At 35.0% G+C, this 18,645-nt stretch carries 12 protein-coding genes; 6 read left to right on the forward strand and 6 right to left on the reverse strand.

Going from position 1 to position 18,645, the window contains the following annotated elements; all coding sequences use genetic code 11:
* Positions 1 to 102 precede the first annotated feature (102 nt).
* A complete protein-coding gene (locus tag O6P34_RS14555; protein WP_269685244.1) occupies positions 103 to 3,555 on the reverse strand; it encodes a methylmalonyl-CoA mutase family protein in 3,453 nt (1,150 codons plus the stop codon).
* 239 nt (positions 3,556 to 3,794) lie between these two features.
* Between O6P34_RS14555 and O6P34_RS14560 the strand changes: the two genes are divergently transcribed.
* The 6 genes from O6P34_RS14560 to lgt all read left to right on the forward strand — a co-directional run bounded on the left by O6P34_RS14560 (position 3,795) and on the right by lgt (position 9,333).
* Positions 3,795 to 4,508, forward strand: coding sequence for a DUF4197 domain-containing protein (locus tag O6P34_RS14560; protein WP_269685245.1), 714 nt, complete (start codon positions 3,795 to 3,797; stop codon positions 4,506 to 4,508).
* Between the two features lie 189 nt (positions 4,509 to 4,697).
* On the forward strand, positions 4,698 to 5,552 hold the full coding sequence (purU, locus tag O6P34_RS14565; RefSeq protein WP_269685246.1) for a formyltetrahydrofolate deformylase: 855 nt from the start codon (positions 4,698 to 4,700) through the stop codon (positions 5,550 to 5,552).
* Positions 5,553 to 5,770: 218 nt separating this feature from the next.
* Complete coding sequence (gene folE / locus O6P34_RS14570; RefSeq protein ID WP_269685247.1) at positions 5,771 to 6,442, forward strand: GTP cyclohydrolase I FolE; 672 nt, start codon at positions 5,771 to 5,773, stop codon at positions 6,440 to 6,442.
* Positions 6,443 to 6,557: 115 nt separating this feature from the next.
* Complete coding sequence (gene cysS / locus O6P34_RS14575; protein WP_269686763.1) at positions 6,558 to 8,036, forward strand: cysteine--tRNA ligase; 1,479 nt, start codon at positions 6,558 to 6,560, stop codon at positions 8,034 to 8,036.
* Positions 8,037 to 8,089: 53 nt separating this feature from the next.
* Positions 8,090 to 8,338 (forward strand): membrane protein insertion efficiency factor YidD, encoded by a 249-nt coding sequence (gene yidD, locus O6P34_RS14580; protein WP_269685248.1) that lies wholly within the window; start codon positions 8,090 to 8,092, stop codon positions 8,336 to 8,338.
* Positions 8,339 to 8,403: 65 nt separating this feature from the next.
* Positions 8,404 to 9,333, forward strand: a complete 930-nt coding sequence (gene lgt / locus O6P34_RS14585; protein ID WP_269685249.1) for a prolipoprotein diacylglyceryl transferase — start codon at positions 8,404 to 8,406, stop codon at positions 9,331 to 9,333.
* Between the two features lie 62 nt (positions 9,334 to 9,395).
* Here lgt and O6P34_RS14590 read toward each other — a convergent pair whose 3' ends face one another.
* The 5 genes from O6P34_RS14590 to gyrB all read right to left on the reverse strand — a co-directional run bounded on the left by O6P34_RS14590 (position 9,396) and on the right by gyrB (position 18,465).
* Positions 9,396 to 10,013, reverse strand: coding sequence for an acyloxyacyl hydrolase (locus O6P34_RS14590; RefSeq protein WP_269685250.1), 618 nt, complete (start codon positions 10,011 to 10,013; stop codon positions 9,396 to 9,398).
* Between the two features lie 92 nt (positions 10,014 to 10,105).
* A complete protein-coding gene (locus tag O6P34_RS14595) occupies positions 10,106 to 12,220 on the reverse strand; it encodes a prolyl oligopeptidase family serine peptidase (RefSeq protein WP_269685251.1) in 2,115 nt (704 codons plus the stop codon).
* 112 nt (positions 12,221 to 12,332) lie between these two features.
* Positions 12,333 to 15,305, reverse strand: a complete 2,973-nt coding sequence (secDF, locus tag O6P34_RS14600) for a protein translocase subunit SecDF (protein WP_269685252.1) — start codon at positions 15,303 to 15,305, stop codon at positions 12,333 to 12,335.
* Between the two features lie 225 nt (positions 15,306 to 15,530).
* The gene (mdh, locus tag O6P34_RS14605) at positions 15,531 to 16,466 is read right to left on the reverse strand and encodes a malate dehydrogenase (protein WP_269685253.1); all 936 of its coding nucleotides are present in this window, start codon (positions 16,464 to 16,466) and stop codon (positions 15,531 to 15,533) included.
* Between the two features lie 55 nt (positions 16,467 to 16,521).
* Positions 16,522 to 18,465, reverse strand: coding sequence for a DNA topoisomerase (ATP-hydrolyzing) subunit B (gene gyrB, locus O6P34_RS14610; RefSeq protein WP_269685254.1), 1,944 nt, complete (start codon positions 18,463 to 18,465; stop codon positions 16,522 to 16,524).
* Positions 18,466 to 18,645: the final 180 nt, after the last annotated feature.

The following is an 18,645-nucleotide window of genomic DNA, read 5'->3' on the forward strand; positions in this document are numbered from 1 at the left end:
GTGTAAGAGGCTTTCTTTAAAGATAAAGAAAGCCTCTTTTTTGTTCTAAATATTACTTCAAATTGAACTCAAGTGAGATTCGTTTGGTACAATTTATTCCTTTTACATGTTTCTTCTGTATTGCCCGCCTACTTCAAACAAAGCGGCCGTAATTTGTCCCAACGAACACACTTTGGTCGCTTCCATTAAATGTTCGAATAAGTTTTCATTTTTAATGGCTGCATCTTGTATTGCTTTCAATTGCTCGTTGACTTTGTCCTGATTTGACTGATGCAAATTATTCAACATCGTAATTTGATATTGTTTTTCTTCTTCGGTGGCGCGAATTACTTCGGCTGGAATTACTGTTGGAGACCCTTTGGAACTCAAAAAAGTATTTACTCCGATAATCGGGAACTCACCCGTATGCTTTAGCGTTTCATAATACAAACTTTCCTCTTGAATTTTAGAACGTTGATACATGGTTTCCATTGCACCAAGCACACCACCGCGTTCGGTGATTCTATCAAATTCCTGTAAAACTGCAGCTTCCACTAAATCTGTCAGTTCTTCGATAATGAAAGCACCTTGAATTGGGTTTTCGTTTTTCGCCAAACCTAATTCTTTATTGATAATCAACTGAATCGCCATGGCACGACGTACAGATTCTTCTGTAGGCGTGGTGATTGCTTCATCATACGCATTGGTGTGCAATGAATTACAGTTGTCATAAATTGCATACAAGGCTTGCAAAGTCGTACGAATATCATTGAAATCTATTTCCTGTGCGTGCAAAGAACGGCCGGAAGTTTGAATATGGTACTTCAACATTTGTGCCCGTTCGTTAGCGCCATATTTATTTTTCATGGCTTTCGCCCAAATTTTTCGTGCTACACGACCAATAACGGCATATTCCGGATCAACACCATTTGAAAAGAAGAACGATAAGTTTGGTCCAAAATCATTGATATTCATTCCACGACTCAAATAATATTCCACATACGTGAAACCATTCGATAGTGTGAAAGCCAATTGCGTGATTGGATTTGCACCTGCTTCGGCAATGTGATACCCAGAAATAGAAACCGAATAGAAATTTCTAACATTCTTAGTAATGAAATATTCCTGCACATCACCCATTAATCGCAATGCAAATTCAGTCGAGAAAATACAGGTATTCTGTGCCTGATCTTCTTTCAAAATATCAGCCTGAACCGTTCCACGAACTTGAGACAACGTTCTTGCTTTGATCTCATCATACACTTCCAAAGGCAAAACCTGATCTCCGGTTACACCCAAAAGCATCAAACCTAAACCGTTATTTCCTTCCGGTAAATCACCTTGGTAATGTGGTCTTTCGACACCTTTATCTGCGTATATTTTATTAATTTTTAATTCAACTTCTTTTTCAAGATTATTTTCTTTGATGTACAATTCACATTGCTGATCAATCGCCGCATTCATAAAAAACCCTAATAACATAGGTGCTGGTCCATTAATAGTCATACTGACAGATGTCATGGCGTGAACCAAATCAAAACCGGAGTATAATTTTTTGGCATCATCCAAACAACAAATAGAAACTCCGGCATTACCAATTTTTCCATAAATATCAGGTCGTATATGCGGGTCGTTTCCGTATAAAGTCACACTGTCAAAAGCAGTTGACAATCGTTTTGCGGGTAATCCCGCGCTTACATAATGAAAGCGTTTGTTGGTTCTTTCCGGTCCGCCCTCTCCAGCAAACATTCGAGAAGGATCTTCTCCTTCACGTTTAAAAGGATACAATCCAGCGGTAAACGGAAATTCTCCAGGAACATTTTCCTGCAGACACCAACGTAAAATATCACCCCAAGCTTTGAACTTAGGTAACGCAATTTTCGGGATTTGAGAATGCGAAAGTGACTCTGTGTGCGTAGCCATTTTTATTTCTCTGTCACGAACTTTAAACGTATAAACTGGATTCTTGTACTTGTTTACTTTCTCGTCCCAAGTCAAAATGATTTCCCAATTATACGGATCTAAATCCATTTTTACTTTATCAAATTGATTCAGCAATAGATTGATGAAAATTTTATCTTCAATAGCACCCGGTTTTTCTATTTCTAAAGCCGTTGGTAAAACGGAATCTTCATTAATTCCAACTTTATTCAATTCCGGAATTTTTTTAGCAACCGATTCAATCGTTTTAAAAATTCCGTATAATTTTTGAGCAACTTGTTCTTGGCTCACCGCAGTAATATCATATTTCCGGTTACTTTCGGCAATTTCAGATAAATAACGCGTTCTGTGTGGCGGAATGACATAGATTTTCTCACTCATTTCGCGAGTAATTTTGAAGGTTGATTTCAAATCAGAATTTGTTTTCTCAACAATTTTATCCATGATTGCTTTGTAAAGCGTATTCATTCCGGGATCATTAAACTGCGAAGCAATCGTCCCGAAAACAGGTAAAGTGTCTAAATTTGAGTCCCAAAGATTATGATTGCGCTGGTATTGCTTTTTAACATCCCGAATCGCATCTAATGCCCCGCGTTTATCAAATTTATTTATGGCTACTAAATCGGCAAAATCAAGCATATCGATTTTTTCCAATTGGGTTGCAGCACCAAATTCAGGTGTCATGACATACAAAGAAACATCCGAATGATCCATAATTTCCGTATCAGATTGACCTATTCCGGAAGTTTCAAGGATAATAATGTCGTATTGTGCGGCTTTCAAAACCTGAATTGCTTCTTCAACATATTTAGACAAAGCCAAATTTGATTGTCGAGTAGCCAAAGAACGCATGTAAACCCTAGGATTATTGATGGCATTCATCCGGATTCTATCGCCCAAAAGTGCACCACCTGTTTTCCTTTTGGAAGGATCTACCGAAATTAATCCAATCGTTTTTTCAGGAAAATCAATCAAAAAACGGCGTACTAACTCATCAACCAAAGATGATTTTCCAGCGCCGCCAGTTCCTGTAATTCCTAAAACGGGTGTTTTACTGGTTTTATTTTTATTGTGAATTGTATCTAAAATAGGTTTTGCCACTTCGGGAAAATTTTCTGCCGAAGAGATAATTCTGGCAATAGCCCTAGGATTTTTATCTTCAAGATGATTCATTTCATCTTTCAGAACGTCCCCAATTGCATAATCTGAACGTTGTACCAAGTCATTTATCATGCCTTGCAATCCCATTGCTCGACCATCATCCGGAGCATAAATTCTTGCAATGCCATATTCTTGTAATTCCGCTATTTCCGAAGGCAAAATAACACCACCGCCACCGCCAAATATTTTAATATGCCCTGCTCCTTTTTCTTTAAGCAAGTCATACATATATTTAAAATATTCGTTGTGTCCTCCTTGATATGAAGTCAAAGCTATCGCATTCGCATCCTCCTGAATAGCTGTATTCACGACTTCCTCAACACTACGGTCATGACCCAAATGAATCACTTCAACCCCGGTTGACTGAATAATTCTCCTCATGATATTAATCGCGGCATCGTGACCGTCAAAAAGTGACGCTGCAGTTACAATTCTTACTTTATTGACAGGGACATACGGTTTTATTGGTTCCATTTTACGAATATGATAATTTAAAGACGCAATTTACGTTATTTTTTAAAATTTAATCAACATAACTTCTTATTATTGATTAAAAGTAACATTATTAAAAGATTTTACATCAACAAAGTTACTTTTAATCCCCTTGATACTATACAATAAAAGCAGAAGATGTAACTATTTTTATTTTATAAGAAATATGGCTTCATTTTTGAGTAAAACGTATCTTTAAAACTTATAAAAAACGACATCAAATGAAACGAATTTTAATCGTAACGATTCTTCTATCCATAACTTTCTCGAGTTGTGCCGAAATGCAACAAGTCATCAATCAATTTCCACAAATACAAGGCATAGGCGGTGTTGATGTTTCCGGTGGATTAAAAGAAGCACTTAACAACGGAATTTCAAAACAAGTGACTAAGTTAACCGCAACCGATGGGTTTTACAAAAACGAAGCGGTAAAAATTCTATTGCCGGACGAATTGAAGAAAGTAGATTCCGGATTGCGAAAAATAGGATTAAGTTCACTTGCTGACGAAGGATTAAAAGTCCTTAATCGTGCTGCCGAAGATGCCGTAAAAGAAGCAACTCCTATATTTGTGAATGCTGTAGTAAACATGAGTTTTTCTGACGCAACGACTATCTTGATGGGCAATGAAAGTGCCGCAACCCAATATTTAGAAAACAGCACTTCGACTGCTTTGTACGGAAAATTTAATCCTGTAATACAAAATTCATTCCGTAAAGTGGGCGCAGATAAAGTATGGAGTAATATCATAACAAAATACAACAACATTCCCCTTGTAAAAAAAGTAAATCCGGATTTGACAGATTATGTCACGAATCAAGCCATGCAAGGTGTTTTTAAAATGATTGCGGTTGAAGAAAAAAACATCAGAACTAATTTGAGTTCCAGAACCTCTCCGTTATTACAGAAAGTATTTGCTATGCAAGACCATAAATAATGAGTTTATTTGTTTTGAAATAACGTTGAAAAGCTATAGCATTCTCATCTGACACTTTATAACACAAAATACTTCAACAGCATTTTTTTTACAAAAAAATAGGATTAATTTTGAAGAAATATTTTGAAAAACAAACAGCTTTAATTCTGATATTTGATAAAATCGGGATTAGTGCCAAAAATAAACAGCATGCAAAAGATTACAATACTTATACATTGCGAGGATCAAAAAGCAATAATCGCATCAGTAACTAATTATATCGCCTCTATTGATGGTAATATCATTTATTTAGACCAGCATGTTGATGCTGATGAAAACGTATTTTTCATGCGTTTAGAATGTGAATTCAGTGCTAAAAATTGGGATTTAGAAGCTATAAAAATTGATTTCCAAACCCATTTAGCCAATCCGTTTAATATGTCTTGGGAAATGTATACACAAGAACATAAACCCAGAATGGCTTTGTTTGTTTCTAAATACGATCATTGTTTGTATGACATTTTAGGACGATACAGTGCCGGCGAATTACCGCTCGAAATCCCTTTAATTGTCAGCAATCACGAGGATTTAAAATCGGTTGCGGAACGTTTTTCCATACCGTTTCATTATGTGCCTTTCACCAAGGAAATTAAAAGAGAAGGAGAACAAAAACAAATTGATTTATTGAAGGAATATGAGGTTGACTTTATCGTTTTGGCGCGGTATATGCAAATCATTACGCCTAATTTAATTGCGCTTTATAAAAATCAAATCATCAACATTCACCATTCGTTTTTACCTGCATTTCCTGGAGCGAAACCGTATCATTCCGCTTTTAAACGTGGAGTAAAAATCATTGGTGCCACTAGTCACTATGTCACCGAAGGATTGGATGAAGGACCAATTATTGAACAAGATATTGCTCGAGTTACCCACAGTCACTCTATTGAGGATTTCATTATGAAAGGACGAGATTTGGAGCGTATGGTTTTGGCACGAGCCATCAAATTGCATGCAGAACGAAAAACGATGGTCTACAACAATAAAACGGTAGTTTTCTCTTAGAACCCCTTTTGAATCAAGCGATTAAACGCTAATTATCTGAGTTTGATTTTCAGGTATAGAATCAGACAAAATGTAAAGCAACATTTCAAGACTGGGATCGATTCAAAAACGAGTCTTTTGCCGCGTGATTAAATAGTAGACCCGATAGAAAATGTTTCCTATTTATTAATTATCTTTACCCCTTAAATTTACATACCCAATATAACAGTAGCTTTTTAATGATAAATAACGAAGAATTTCAAGACGAAATAGGAAACAATCATGTTAGTACTAATGCGCAAAATCCAGTTCGAGAGGATGCTTTTGCTATTACTGATGAAGAAAAAATTGAAAAAATAAAAAAAGATGTCGAAAATATTCTGCTTACCCTTGGAATGGATTTGACGGACGACAGCTTAAAAGGCACGCCAAATCGTGTGGCAAAAATGTTTGTGAAGGAAATTTTTGGAGGCTTGAATCCTGCCAAAAAACCAAAAGCATCCACTTTTGACAATAATTACAAATATGGCGAAATGTTGGTTGAAAAAAACATCATTGTTTATTCGACTTGTGAGCATCATTTGTTACCTATTATAGGAAGAGCACATGTGGCTTATATTTCGAAAGGAAGCGTAATCGGACTTTCGAAAATGAATCGAATTGTTGAATATTATGCCAAAAGACCTCAAGTTCAAGAGCGCTTGACGATGCAAATTGTTCAGGAATTGCAAATTGCTTTGGGTACTGAAGATGTTGCTTGTGTCATTGATGCCAAACATCTTTGTGTGAATTCAAGAGGAATCAGCGATATTGAAAGTAGCACGGTCACTTCAGAATTTGGCGGAAAATTTAAAGATGTCCAAACTAAAAGAGAGTTTTTGGATTACATTAAATTAGAAACTAAATTTTAATTATAAAATAAAATCCATTTAGTACTACTAAACCCTAGCCCTGATGGAAGCGGCATCCCACGCTTTTTTGCGTGGATACAGCGTACAGCAGGAAATAGCTCCAAAAAAAATAAAAATGCCATTATATAGCAGCCAATCCCTAAAAATATACAATTCTCTTTCGGGAGAAAAGGAGACTTTTAAACCCATTCATGAAGGCAATGTTGGAATGTATGTTTGCGGACCAACGGTTTACAGCAATGTACATCTTGGAAATGTGCGAACGTTTATGTCATTTGACGTGATATTCAGGTATTTTTTGCATTTGGATTATAAAGTTCGTTACGTTCGAAACATAACGGATGTAGGGCATATTGTAGATGATGTGGATGAAGGTGAGGATAAAATTGCCAAAAAAGCACGTTTGGAACAGCTGGAACCTATGGAAGTGGTGCAGCGTTATACGGTAGATTTTCATGAAATACTGAGTGCTTTTAATTTTTTGCCTCCAAGTATTGAACCTACTGCAACCGGACATATTATTGAGCAAATTGAAATCATCAAAAAAATAATTGATAAAGGAATTGGTTATGAAGCCAATGGTTCTGTTTATTTTGATGTGGTAAAATTCAATGAAACCAATCATTACGGAGTATTGAGCGGCCGAAATATTGAAGACATGCTGGCTAATACGCGTGATCTTGACGGACAGTCTGACAAAAGAAACCCACAAGATTTTGCCCTTTGGAAAAAAGCGGAACCGCAACATATTATGCGTTGGCCTTCGCCATGGAGCGATGGTTTTCCCGGTTGGCATTTAGAGTGTACCGCTATGAGCACTAAATATTTGGGCAATCATTTTGATATTCACGGAGGTGGAATGGACTTAAAATTTCCGCATCATGAATGTGAGATTGCACAAAATGAAGCGTGTACGGGTCAAACTCCAGTTAATTACTGGATGCATGCCAACATGTTGACTTTGAACGGTAAAAAAATGGCTAAATCTACCGGAAATAATATTTTACCAAGAGAGATTTTGACTGGTGAAAATACTATTTTGAGTAAAGCTTTTTCAGCATCGGTAGCGCGTTTCTTTATGTTACAAGCTCATTACAGAAGTATCCTTGATTTTTCTGACGATGCGATTGTAGCAGCCGAAAAAGGATACAAACGCTTGATGGAAGCGATGGCTTCCTTAAAAGATATTTCGGTTGGAACTTCCAGTTCTATTGATATTCAATCGTGGAAACAATTGTGTTACGACGCCATGAATGACGATTTTAATACACCGATTTTAATCGCACAATTATTTGAAGGCGTTCGCTTTGTCAATTTATTGAAAGAAGGAAAAGAAACCTTGAATGCTGAAGATTTAAACTCTTTTGCGAAAGTGATGAATGCTTTTGTATTTGCTGTTTTGGGTCTTGAAGACGAGAAAGTTTCTGACAGCAGTAATGACAAATTAGAAGGAACTATACATATGCTCATTGAAATGAGAAAACAAGCGAGAGACAACAAGAATTTCGCTTTATCAGATCAAATACGAGACCAATTGATTGCCTTAGGTATTCAGTTGAAAGACGGAAAAGAAGGCACTACTTTTAGCCTATAGTTAGCAGATTTTAGCTTAGACTGGACCTAATTTTAAATTTGAATTTCTGGATTATGGTATCAAAGATTATTGTTTATCCGTTTCTGCTTCTTGTTCGCTTTTACCAAGTGGCCATTTCGCCATTTACGCCAGCTGCCTGCCGATTTGAACCTACTTGTTCCTCGTACATGATTCAAGCGTTACAAACACATGGTTTGTTTTACGGAGGTTTTCTGGGAATGAAACGGATTCTGAGTTGTCATCCCTGGGGAAGAAGTGGTTATGATCCTGTTCCAAAAAAAAGGTGTAACCACAAACATTAACGTATTATAAGGATAAATTTTACATTAAATATTTATTTTTACATCACATAAAATAGAAATAATAAATGACACATGCTTTAAACATCGTTTGGAATCCCTCTGAAGGTATCGATTTAGGATTTTTTGTAATTCGTTATTACAGTCTAATGTTTGTAATCGCTTTTGGATTAGGCTGGTACATCATGAAAAATATATTTGACCGTGAAGGCGAATCTATAGACAAATTAGATTCCTTATTCATTTGGACAGTTCTGGCAACTTTAATCGGAGCGCGTTTGGGACATGTTTTCTTTTATGATTGGGAATATTACAGCAATCATTTATTAGAAATCATTTTGCCTTTCCGATTTACCCCTAATTTTGAATTTACCGGATATCAGGGTTTAGCGAGTCATGGTGCTGCTATTTCCATCATCATTGCAATGTATTTTTATAGTAAAAATATCTTAAAAAGACCACAATTATGGATTTTAGACCGAGTGGTTATTCCTGTATCCAGTGGTGCTATTTTTGTACGATTGGGAAACTTTTTTAATTCAGAAATCATTGGACACGAAACCACATCTCCTTTCGGAATTAAATTTGTAAGAGATCAATTCAGTCCGAGAGATGCTGTCAATGCTACTCAAATTGCCAATCCAAAAGACGCTTATCACGCCATAGCAACCGACCCAAAATTTGCTTCATTATTAGAGCAGGTTCCGGCTAAACATCCGACTCAGTTGTATGAAGCTTTTTGCTATATTTTTGTGTTTGCCATATTATTTTTCTTGTATTGGAAAACCGAAAAAAGAAAAAGTTCCGGTTTCCTTTTTGGCCTGTTTCTTATCCTTTTATTTTCCGTACGTATGGTTGTTGAATCTGTAAAAGAAAGTCAAGGAGGTTTTGAAAGTGCATTAGGATTACTTTCTACAGGACAATGGCTAAGTATTCCTTTTATCCTGATTGGTTTTTACTTTGTTTTTACTGCAGAAAAACCAGTTGCATCCCTTTAAAGTTTACATCAGAACTTAAATTTAAAATCGGCAGTTCTTTTGAGAAAAGGAATTGCCGATTTTTAATTTAAAGGGAAAGTGAGTCCGAATTCTATGTTTTTAGTATTAAACCCTGCATTTGAGCTTTGAATTCCGGCATTAGACACATGCCTGACATTGGACTGAATGTCAAGAGCTATATTTTTAACTTTAAATGAAAAACCCATAGCGATACCATCCGAAAAAGCAAAGCCTTTGGATAATCGTTCCGTTTCGGTATTCGTTACCATAGGACCAACACTGGCTAAAACATAAACACTTATCGTTTTTGAAATTGGTTTTCTAACCAGAAATCCAAGATTCAAAATATGTTCCTTGATGTTTTTCAAACGCATATATTCTTCCCTTTTCCTGATATAATCCGGTTCGTCCGGTTGAACAAAATAAAGATTTAAAAGCTGATGAGATGCAAAATTTAGTTCCGGCTGTACAAACAGTTCATATTTGAAATGCCTTGTTTGTTTCAAAACATACGAAAACTGTACTTTATAATAATTATTAGAATAGGAATAATTTCTATTTTTAAATTCGTTTCCAAAACCATGTCTAAATCCAATACTGATATCATTCTTCTTACTTTGGGCATAAAAAGAAAGAAAGCAGAAGAACAAATATCCGCTTAAAATTAATTTTTTACACATTGATTCTTCATGATTGTTATATTAAAATTCACTAAAACAAAAAAAGCATCTCTTTGAAAAAAGAAATGCTTTTAAAAATTAGCACTAAAATACTATTTATTTGGCAAAGTATTAAAACCCATGTTGTATAAAGTAAACGCTTGCAAATCTGCAGCTTCTTCAATCGTTTTTGAAACTGGTTTTCCGGCACCATGACCAGCATTCGTTTCAATACGTATCAAAACTGGATTTTCCCCTGATTGCTTGTCTTGTAATTCAGCAGCAAACTTAAAACTATGCGCAGGAACTACCCTGTCATCATGATCGCCTGTCGTTACTAGAGTTGCAGGATATTTTACTTCAGACTTTACATTCTGAACTGGTGAATATCCTTTTAAATACTCAAACATTTCTTTTGAATCAATAGCCGTACCGTAATCATAAGCCCATCCTGCTCCTGCGGTAAATGTATGATAACGCAACATGTCCATTACACCTACAGCGGGGAGCGCTACTTTCATCAAATCGGGTCTTTGAGTCATTGTTGCTCCCACTAATAATCCACCGTTAGAGCCTCCTTTTATTGCTAAGAAATCTGAAGAGGTGTATTTTTGGGCAATCAAATATTCAGCTGCGGCAATGAAATCGTCAAATACATTTTGTTTTTTCATTTTTGTACCTGCATCATGCCATTTTTTTCCGTATTCGCCACCACCACGAAGATTAGCTACTACATAAATCCCTCCCATTTCTAACCAAACTGCATTTGCAATACTAAAGCTTGGCGTCAGGCTCACATTAAATCCGCCATAACCATAAAGGATTGATGGATTTTTACCATCTAAAGCGACTCCTTTTTTGTGTGTAATAATCATTGGGACTTTTGTTCCGTCTTTGGATGTATAAAAGACTTGTTTCGAAACGTAATCATCGCTTTTGAAATCTACTTTTGGCTGAACATATACTGTTGAATTTCCTTCCTTTGGCATAAAACGATACGTAGTTCCCGGCGTAGTATAATTTGTAAAAGAAAAATACAACTCCTTATCTTTCATTTTTCCACCAAAACCTGATGCGGTACCAATACCCGGCAAGGTAACTTCGCGAATTAATTTGCCATTATAATCAAACTGTTTCACAACAGAAACGGCATCTTTCATATAATTTGCAAATATAAAACTAGCTCCTGTTGAAGGTGACAAAACATTTTCGGTTTCCGGTATTAAATCTTTCCAATTATCAACTGATGGATTATTGGCATCAACGGTAACAATACGTTTGTTTGGTGCACCCAAATTAGTAACAATGAACAATTTTGAACCAATATTATCTATAACATCCACATCATTCTCAAAACCTTTACTGATTGTAATAATATGACTATTGGTTTGTGTCAGGTCTTTGATATATAATTCATTACCTGAAGTGGAATTTGCAGCAGAAATAAACAAATATTGATTGTCCTCAGAAACACTACCACCCACATATCGGCGTTTATCTTTATCCCCAAACACAACTACATCTGCACTTTGATTAGTCCCTAATTTATGAAAATACAATTTATGTTCATCGGTTTTGGCTGAAAGCTCACTTCCTTTTGGTTTTTCATAACTAGAATAAAAAATCCCTTCATTCCCTTTCCAAGAAAGACCGCTAAATTTTACATCAATCAAATTTTGGTCTATATTTTGTTTAGTTTTTGCATCGATAAAGATTACTTTTCTCCAATCGCTACCCGCTTCAGAAATAGAGTAAGCAACCAAAGAACCATCTTTAGAAAAACTAACCGCATCTAAGGAAGTTGTCGCATCCTTTGAAAAAGTATTCGGATCCAGAAATATTTCCTCTTTTCCAGATGCATCTTTTCTGTATAAAATCGATTGGTTTTGCAAACCATTATTTTTATAATAATAAGTAAAATCTCCTTCTTTAAAAGGTGCGGAAATTTTTTCATAATTCCATAATTTCTCCATTCGCTCTTTTATGGCATTTCGAAAAGGGATTTTTGACAAATAATCAAAAGTTACTTTGTTCTCTGCTTTTACCCAAGCTCCCGTTTCTGTTGATTTATCATCTTCAAGCCAGCGATACGGGTCATCTATATTGACACCAAAATAATTATCAGTATGGGCCACTTTATCTGTTCTTGGATAAATTAAACCTTTGGACTGTTGACCAAATGAAGCTATTGTTGAAGTCACAAGCATTGTTAATATTATTTTTTTCATTTTAAAAATAGTTTGAGATAGAACAAAAATAGACAAATATTACTTAGATAATTGTTAAAAAAAAAGGATTCAACTTTCGTTGAATCCTTTTTCATATGATATAATATATATTTTATGCTTCTTGATGTTTCTTTTCAATCAAGGCTTTATCCGCTTTAGAAATACTATCCACTAATACCGGAGTAGCAATAAATAAAGAAGAATAGGTTCCTACAACAATACCCACCAACATTGCGAAAATAAATCCTCTGATAGACTCACCTCCAAAAACAAACATGGTCAACAATACGATAATCATCATCAATGATGTATTTAATGTTCTTGACAAAGTTGTATTAATAGAAGCATTCACAATTTCTTCAAAAGTACCTTTTCGTTTACCCATGATAAACTCTCTAATTCTATCGAATACAATAACGGTATCATTCATAGAATATCCAATTACAGTTAAAATCGCAGCGATAAAATGCTGATCCATTTCCATGTGGAAAGGCATGAATTTATAACATAAAGAGTAAATCCCTAATACAAATATTACGTCATGCGCAACAGCTGCAATCGCACCTAATGAATATTGCCATTTACGGAATGAAATCATTAAGTATAAGAAAATAACAGCCATAGCACCAAGAACAGCCCAATATGAATTGGTTTTAATATCCTCAGAAATAGAAGCCCCTACTTTAGAAGCTTGAAGTACTCCAATTTTTTTACCATCATAAGAATTAATAAATTGATCGTAAGTAGTATTAGTATAATATTTCCCTAATGCTTTATACAATTTCTCATTTACTTCTTTATCAATATCAACACCTTCTTCTTTAATTTTGTATTTGGTCGTAATTTTCAATTGATTATCATCACCAAAAACTTTAGCTTCAACAGTAGTTCCAAATTCTGCAGATAATTCTTCAGAAATCTTAGTTGCTTCAACTTCTTTTTCAAATTTCACTTGAAAAGTTCTACCTCCAACAAAATCTACACCTTGATCTAATCCGTTTACAAAGAAGATAGACGTCAAACTTACTATTACAACTATAGAAGAGAAAATGTACGTTACTTTTTTCATTCCGATAAAATCAAAATGGAAGTTTGTAAACCAATTTTTAGTGATAGCAGTAGAGAATGTTAAATCTCCATTTTTAGCAATATTTTTATCAATAAAGATTCTAGCTATAAATATTGAGGTAAATAATGAAGTTATAATACCAATCAATAATGTTAAAGCAAATCCTTTGATCATTCCTGTTCCAAAAATAAACAAAATCGCTCCAGTTAAAATGTGTGTTACATTCGCATCAATGATAGAACGCATTGCACCATGCCAACCGTAAGAAGCCTCAACTGCTTCTGCTAATGTTTTACCTTCACGTAATTCTTCTTTTGCTCTTTCGTAAATAATAATATTCGCATCTACAGCAGTACCTAATGTTAATACAATACCTGCAATACCTGGCAATGTTAATACAAAACCAAAACTTGCCATGATACCAAATAAGAAAAGTAAGTTCAATAATAAAGCAAGATTTGCATACCAACCCGCTTTACCATAATAGAATACCATCCAGATACAAACTAATAAAAATCCAACTATTGAAGAAGTTGTTCCTGCATCAATCGCTGCTTGACCTAAGGATGGTCCTACCACTTCTGATTGAATAATATCTGCAGAAGCCGGTAATTTACCCGCTTTCAATACGTTTGCTAAATCTTTAGTTTCCGTAACATCAAAAACACCTGAAATTTCAGATCTTCCACCAGAAATAGGGCCACTTGATACACCTGGAGCAGAATATACTACATTATCTAAAACGATAGCAATATTGCTTTTTTGTGTGTAAGCTCTTCCTGTTAATTCTTCCCAAGCTTTAGCACCTTGACCGTTCATTTGCATAGAAACAGCTGGTTTTCCAGTTTGGTCAAATGTATCACTTGCATCTGTCACAACACCACCGCTCATTGAAGCAACATTATCACGATTTCCTTTCAATGCATATAATTCTACTGCATCAATATCTTTAGCTTTAGCATCTTTTATTGTTGTTGGTTTTCCCCAAACAAATTTAGCATAACGTTGGTCAGCTGCCAATAAAACTCTAATATCTGCTCTTCTCAAATAACCACCTACAACAGCAGTATCTTTTGGTGCAAAAAGACCTAAAACAGGTCCGCCACCTTGAGCAATAATTTTATCTAATAAAGGATTATTTCCTGTTTTAGCGGTTGCAGAGTCTTTTGCGTCAGTCAATAAAGCACTCAAAGAGTCTTTCGCAACTGTTTTAGTCGCTACTTTATTAATTTCCGTTTTTTTCAATGCCTCATTCGCAGCCATCAAGAAGTTTCCTATTTCCTCTATTTTATAAGTTTCCCAGAACTCTAATTGAGCTGTGCTTTGTAATAAGTTTTTAATTCTATCTACATCTTTAGCACCAGGAAGTTCTACAAGAATTCTTCCAGACTCTCCTAATTTTTGAATATTAGGTTGTGTTACTCCAAATTTATCAATACGTTTTCTTAGTACTCCAAAAGCACTTTCAACTGACTCATTAACTTTTCTTTTGATTACTTTTTGCACTTGTGCATCAGTCATCTGAAAATCAATTCCACCTTCACCTTGTAAACTTCTGTTTGCAAAAATATCAGGAGAAGCTAATTTCACACTACCTTTTGAGTTGGCTTCAAACGCTTCGAAAAACTTATCGATATACGTTTTATTTCCTTCCATGTTTGCAGTTGCATCAGCCAAAGATTTGTTGAAAACCGGATTTTTAGAATTATTAGATAATCCTTTCAAAATGTCTTTAACAGAAATTTGAAGAATTACATTAATTCCTCCTTCTAAGTCAAGACCTTTGTTGATTTGTTTGTCTTTTACTTCATTGTATGTAAAATTTGAAAAACCAAGGTTAAAGACACTTTCTTTACCTATAGAATCTAAATATTTTACTTCTTTTTCAGGATTTCCACCAGCAAAAGATTTTGCATCACTTGCTACTTTATTTGAAACAAAAGTGAAAGAAAGTTGGTAAATACTTACCAATGCAAATAGAATTGCGAAAAATTTAATAAGTCCTTTATTCTGCATTATTACTAAAAATTAATTATTTTTATTCATTTATTTTTGATTCAACCCCCATGAAATAAGACTTAACGCTATTTTTTTAATTAAAAAAGAGACATTAAACTAAACCTCATTTTTTTTAAACCGAGCAAATATATAATTAAGGAAAAGATTAACCAATTTATTTATTGATTAATCTCAAAAAAAAGACTGCAAAAGTGCAGTCTTCTTTATATATGGTATAAAAATTTATGCTAAAACCGCTTTTAGGTCAGCATTCATGTTTCTAACTGCATCGGCACTTTTAGCAAACAAAGCTTTCTCTGCATCATTCAATTCAATGTCAAGAATTTGTTCTACTCCATTTTTACCTATAATACAAGGTACACCAATACAAATATCGCTTTGCCCATATTCTCCTTCAAGGAAAACAGAACAAGCAATCATTTTCTTTTGGTCATTCAAAATACTATCTACTAAGTACGCTACAGATGCTCCTGGCGCATACCAAGCTGAAGTTCCTAAAAGACCTGTTAAAGTAGCACCACCAACCATAGTTGAAGCAGCCACTTTGTCTAATTCTTCTTGTGAAAGAAACTCAGAAACAGGAATACCATTGTAAGAAGCTAATCTTGTCAATGGAATCATTGTAGTATCACCGTGACCTCCAATAACCATTGCTGAAACATCGTTTGATGGTCTGTCTAATGCTTTTGATAAATAATATCTGAAACGAGAACTATCTAAAGCTCCTCCCATTCCGATAATTCTGTTTTTAGGTAAACCTGTAGATTTCAATGCTAAATAAGTCATTGTATCCATAGGATTTGAAACTACCACTACAATTGTATTTGGGGAATGAACCAATACATTTTCAGCAACTGTTTTCACAATTCCTGCATTGATTCCAATTAATTCTTCACGAGTCATTCCAGGTTTTCTTGGAATTCCAGATGTAATAACAACTACATCACTATTGGCTGTTTTAGAATAATCATTTGTCACACCTGATACTTTGGTGTTAAAACCAGTATTAGTAGCACATTGCATAATATCCATAGCTTTACCCTCGGCAAAACCTTCTCTAATATCCAATAATACTACTTCGCTTGCAATTCCTCTATAAGAAATTACATCTGCGCAGGTTGCTCCTACATTTCCTGCTCCTACAATGGTAACTTTCATGATATTTATATATTTATTAATTCTTAAATTTTAAAAATCGTAATCAGCCCCTAATTTACGCATCAATTTTGGCATAAACAGCATTTTTTTCAATAAATTCTCTTCTAGGAGGAACTTCGTCTCCCATCAACATAGAGAAGACTCTGTCAGCTTCGACCAAGCTGTCAATAGTGACTTGACGAAGCGTTCTGAAATTAGGATCCATAGTAGTTTCCCATAGTTGCTCAGCATTCATCTCCCCAAGACCTTTATAACGTTGGATTGCTGCACTTCCTCCCATTCTTTCATTTGCTTGGTCACGTTGAACATCTGTCCAAGCATATTCTTTCTTATTTCCTTTTTTAACCAAATATAATGGTGGAGCTGCAATATAAATATGTCCTTGTTCTATTAACTCTTTCATAAAACGGAAAAAGAATGTTAATATTAAGGTAGAGATGTGACTTCCATCGACATCAGCATCACACATAATAATTACTTTATGGTATCGTAATTTTTCAACATTTAATGCCTTAGAATCTTCAGCAGTTCCAATTGTAACTCCAAGGGCTGTAAAAATATTTCGTATCTCTTCGTTTTCAAAAACTTTGTGATGCATCGCTTTTTCTACATTCAAAATCTTACCACGTAATGGCAGAATCGCCTGGAAAGCACGATCACGACCTTGTTTAGCCGTTCCACCTGCCGAATCTCCCTCGACAAGATATACTTCACATTTTGCAGGATCTTGTTCAGAACAATCCGAAAGTTTACCCGGTAATCCACCGCCACCCATTACGGTTTTGCGTTGTACCATTTCACGGGCTTTTTTCGCAGCGTGACGGGCTTGTGCTGCCAAAATTACTTTTTGAACAATGATTCGGGCATCATTTGGATTTTCTTCCAAATAATTTTCAATCATTTCACTCACCGCCTGACTTACCGGAGAAACAACTTCTCTATTTCCCAGTTTAGTTTTGGTTTGTCCTTCAAATTGTGGTTCAGCCACTTTTACCGAAATAATTGCCGTCAATCCTTCACGGAAATCATCTCCTGAAATATCAAATTTCAGTTTATCCAACATTCCGGAAGCATCTGCATATTTCTTTAACGATCTGGTCAAACCAGTTCTAAAACCTTGTAAGTGCGTTCCTCCTTCGTGTGTATTAATATTGTTTACATAAGAAAAAATATTCTCGGTGTAACTTGTATTATAAATCAAAGCCACCTCAACCGGAATTTCTCCTTTTTCATGATCCATAGAAATTACATGAGCAATAATTGGCTCACGATTTCCATCTAAATATCGGATGTATTCTTTTAAACCTTCATCGGAATGAAAGATTTCTGAAACAAAATTTCCGTCTTTATCTTTTTCTCTTTTATCCGTAAAAGTGATTGTAATCCCTTTATTCAAATAAGACAACTCACGCATACGAGCGGATAATGTATCATAAGAATACTCTATGGTTTGGGTAAAAATACTTGGATCTGGATAAAAAGTTACTATCGTACCTCTTTTAGTTGTTTCTCCAATTTGTTTTACAGGATAAAGTGCTTTTCCTTTTTCGTATTCCTGCTCGTACACTTTTCCGTCACTACTGTGAACGGTTGCTCTCAAATGGTTAGACAATGCATTTACCACCGAAACCCCCACACCGTGAAGACCTCCGGATACTTTATACGAATCTTTGTCGAATTTACCTCCGGCACCAATTTTAGTCATTACAACTTCTAAAGCGGAAACACCTTCTTTTTTGTGAATTCCTACCGGAATACCACGCCCATTATCCTCAACAGAAATAGACCCGTCCTCATTTATATCTACTCGTATCGTATCACAATGACCTCCCATTGCCTCATCGATAGAGTTATCCACTACTTCATAAACCAAATGATGCAGTCCACGAACACCTACATCCCCAATATACATTGATGGACGCATTCTTACGTGCTCCATTCCTTCTAACGCCTGAATACTATCCGCTGAATAATTGTCCTTTTTGATTTCTTCGCTCATATATTTTTAATCTAAAAAATGTAATTTTTGTCTAACACGCAAATATAAGAAAACCGACATGATTTACCGATTTAAATCACATCATAAGTCGTCAAGTTATTAACAAAATTGTCAGTTTATATTACATTTTCGTCAATAATTATAATTTAAAAAATGAATTTAAATAAAATAAGAGCACCA

Origin of the sequence: Flavobacterium lacustre, from assembly GCF_027474525.2 — a bacterium.
In the GTDB taxonomy this organism is placed as follows: Bacteria; Bacteroidota; Bacteroidia; order Flavobacteriales; family Flavobacteriaceae; genus Flavobacterium; species Flavobacterium lacustre.

Coding starts and splice junctions, on each gene's coding strand:
- O6P34_RS14555 (WP_269685244.1), bottom strand. CDS start 3,555: ATGGAACCAATAAAACCGTATGTCCCTGTCAATAAAGTAAGAATTGTA.
- O6P34_RS14560 (WP_269685245.1), top strand. CDS start 3,795: ATGAAACGAATTTTAATCGTAACGATTCTTCTATCCATAACTTTCTCG.
- purU (WP_269685246.1), top strand. CDS start 4,698: ATGCAAAAGATTACAATACTTATACATTGCGAGGATCAAAAAGCAATA.
- folE (WP_269685247.1), top strand. CDS start 5,771: ATGATAAATAACGAAGAATTTCAAGACGAAATAGGAAACAATCATGTT.
- cysS (WP_269686763.1), top strand. CDS start 6,558: ATGCCATTATATAGCAGCCAATCCCTAAAAATATACAATTCTCTTTCG.
- yidD (WP_269685248.1), top strand. CDS start 8,090: ATGGTATCAAAGATTATTGTTTATCCGTTTCTGCTTCTTGTTCGCTTT.
- lgt (WP_269685249.1), top strand. CDS start 8,404: ATGACACATGCTTTAAACATCGTTTGGAATCCCTCTGAAGGTATCGAT.
- O6P34_RS14590 (WP_269685250.1), bottom strand. CDS start 10,013: ATGTGTAAAAAATTAATTTTAAGCGGATATTTGTTCTTCTGCTTTCTT.
- O6P34_RS14595 (WP_269685251.1), bottom strand. CDS start 12,220: ATGAAAAAAATAATATTAACAATGCTTGTGACTTCAACAATAGCTTCA.
- secDF (WP_269685252.1), bottom strand. CDS start 15,305: ATGCAGAATAAAGGACTTATTAAATTTTTCGCAATTCTATTTGCATTG.
- mdh (WP_269685253.1), bottom strand. CDS start 16,466: ATGAAAGTTACCATTGTAGGAGCAGGAAATGTAGGAGCAACCTGCGCA.
- gyrB (WP_269685254.1), bottom strand. CDS start 18,465: ATGAGCGAAGAAATCAAAAAGGACAATTATTCAGCGGATAGTATTCAG.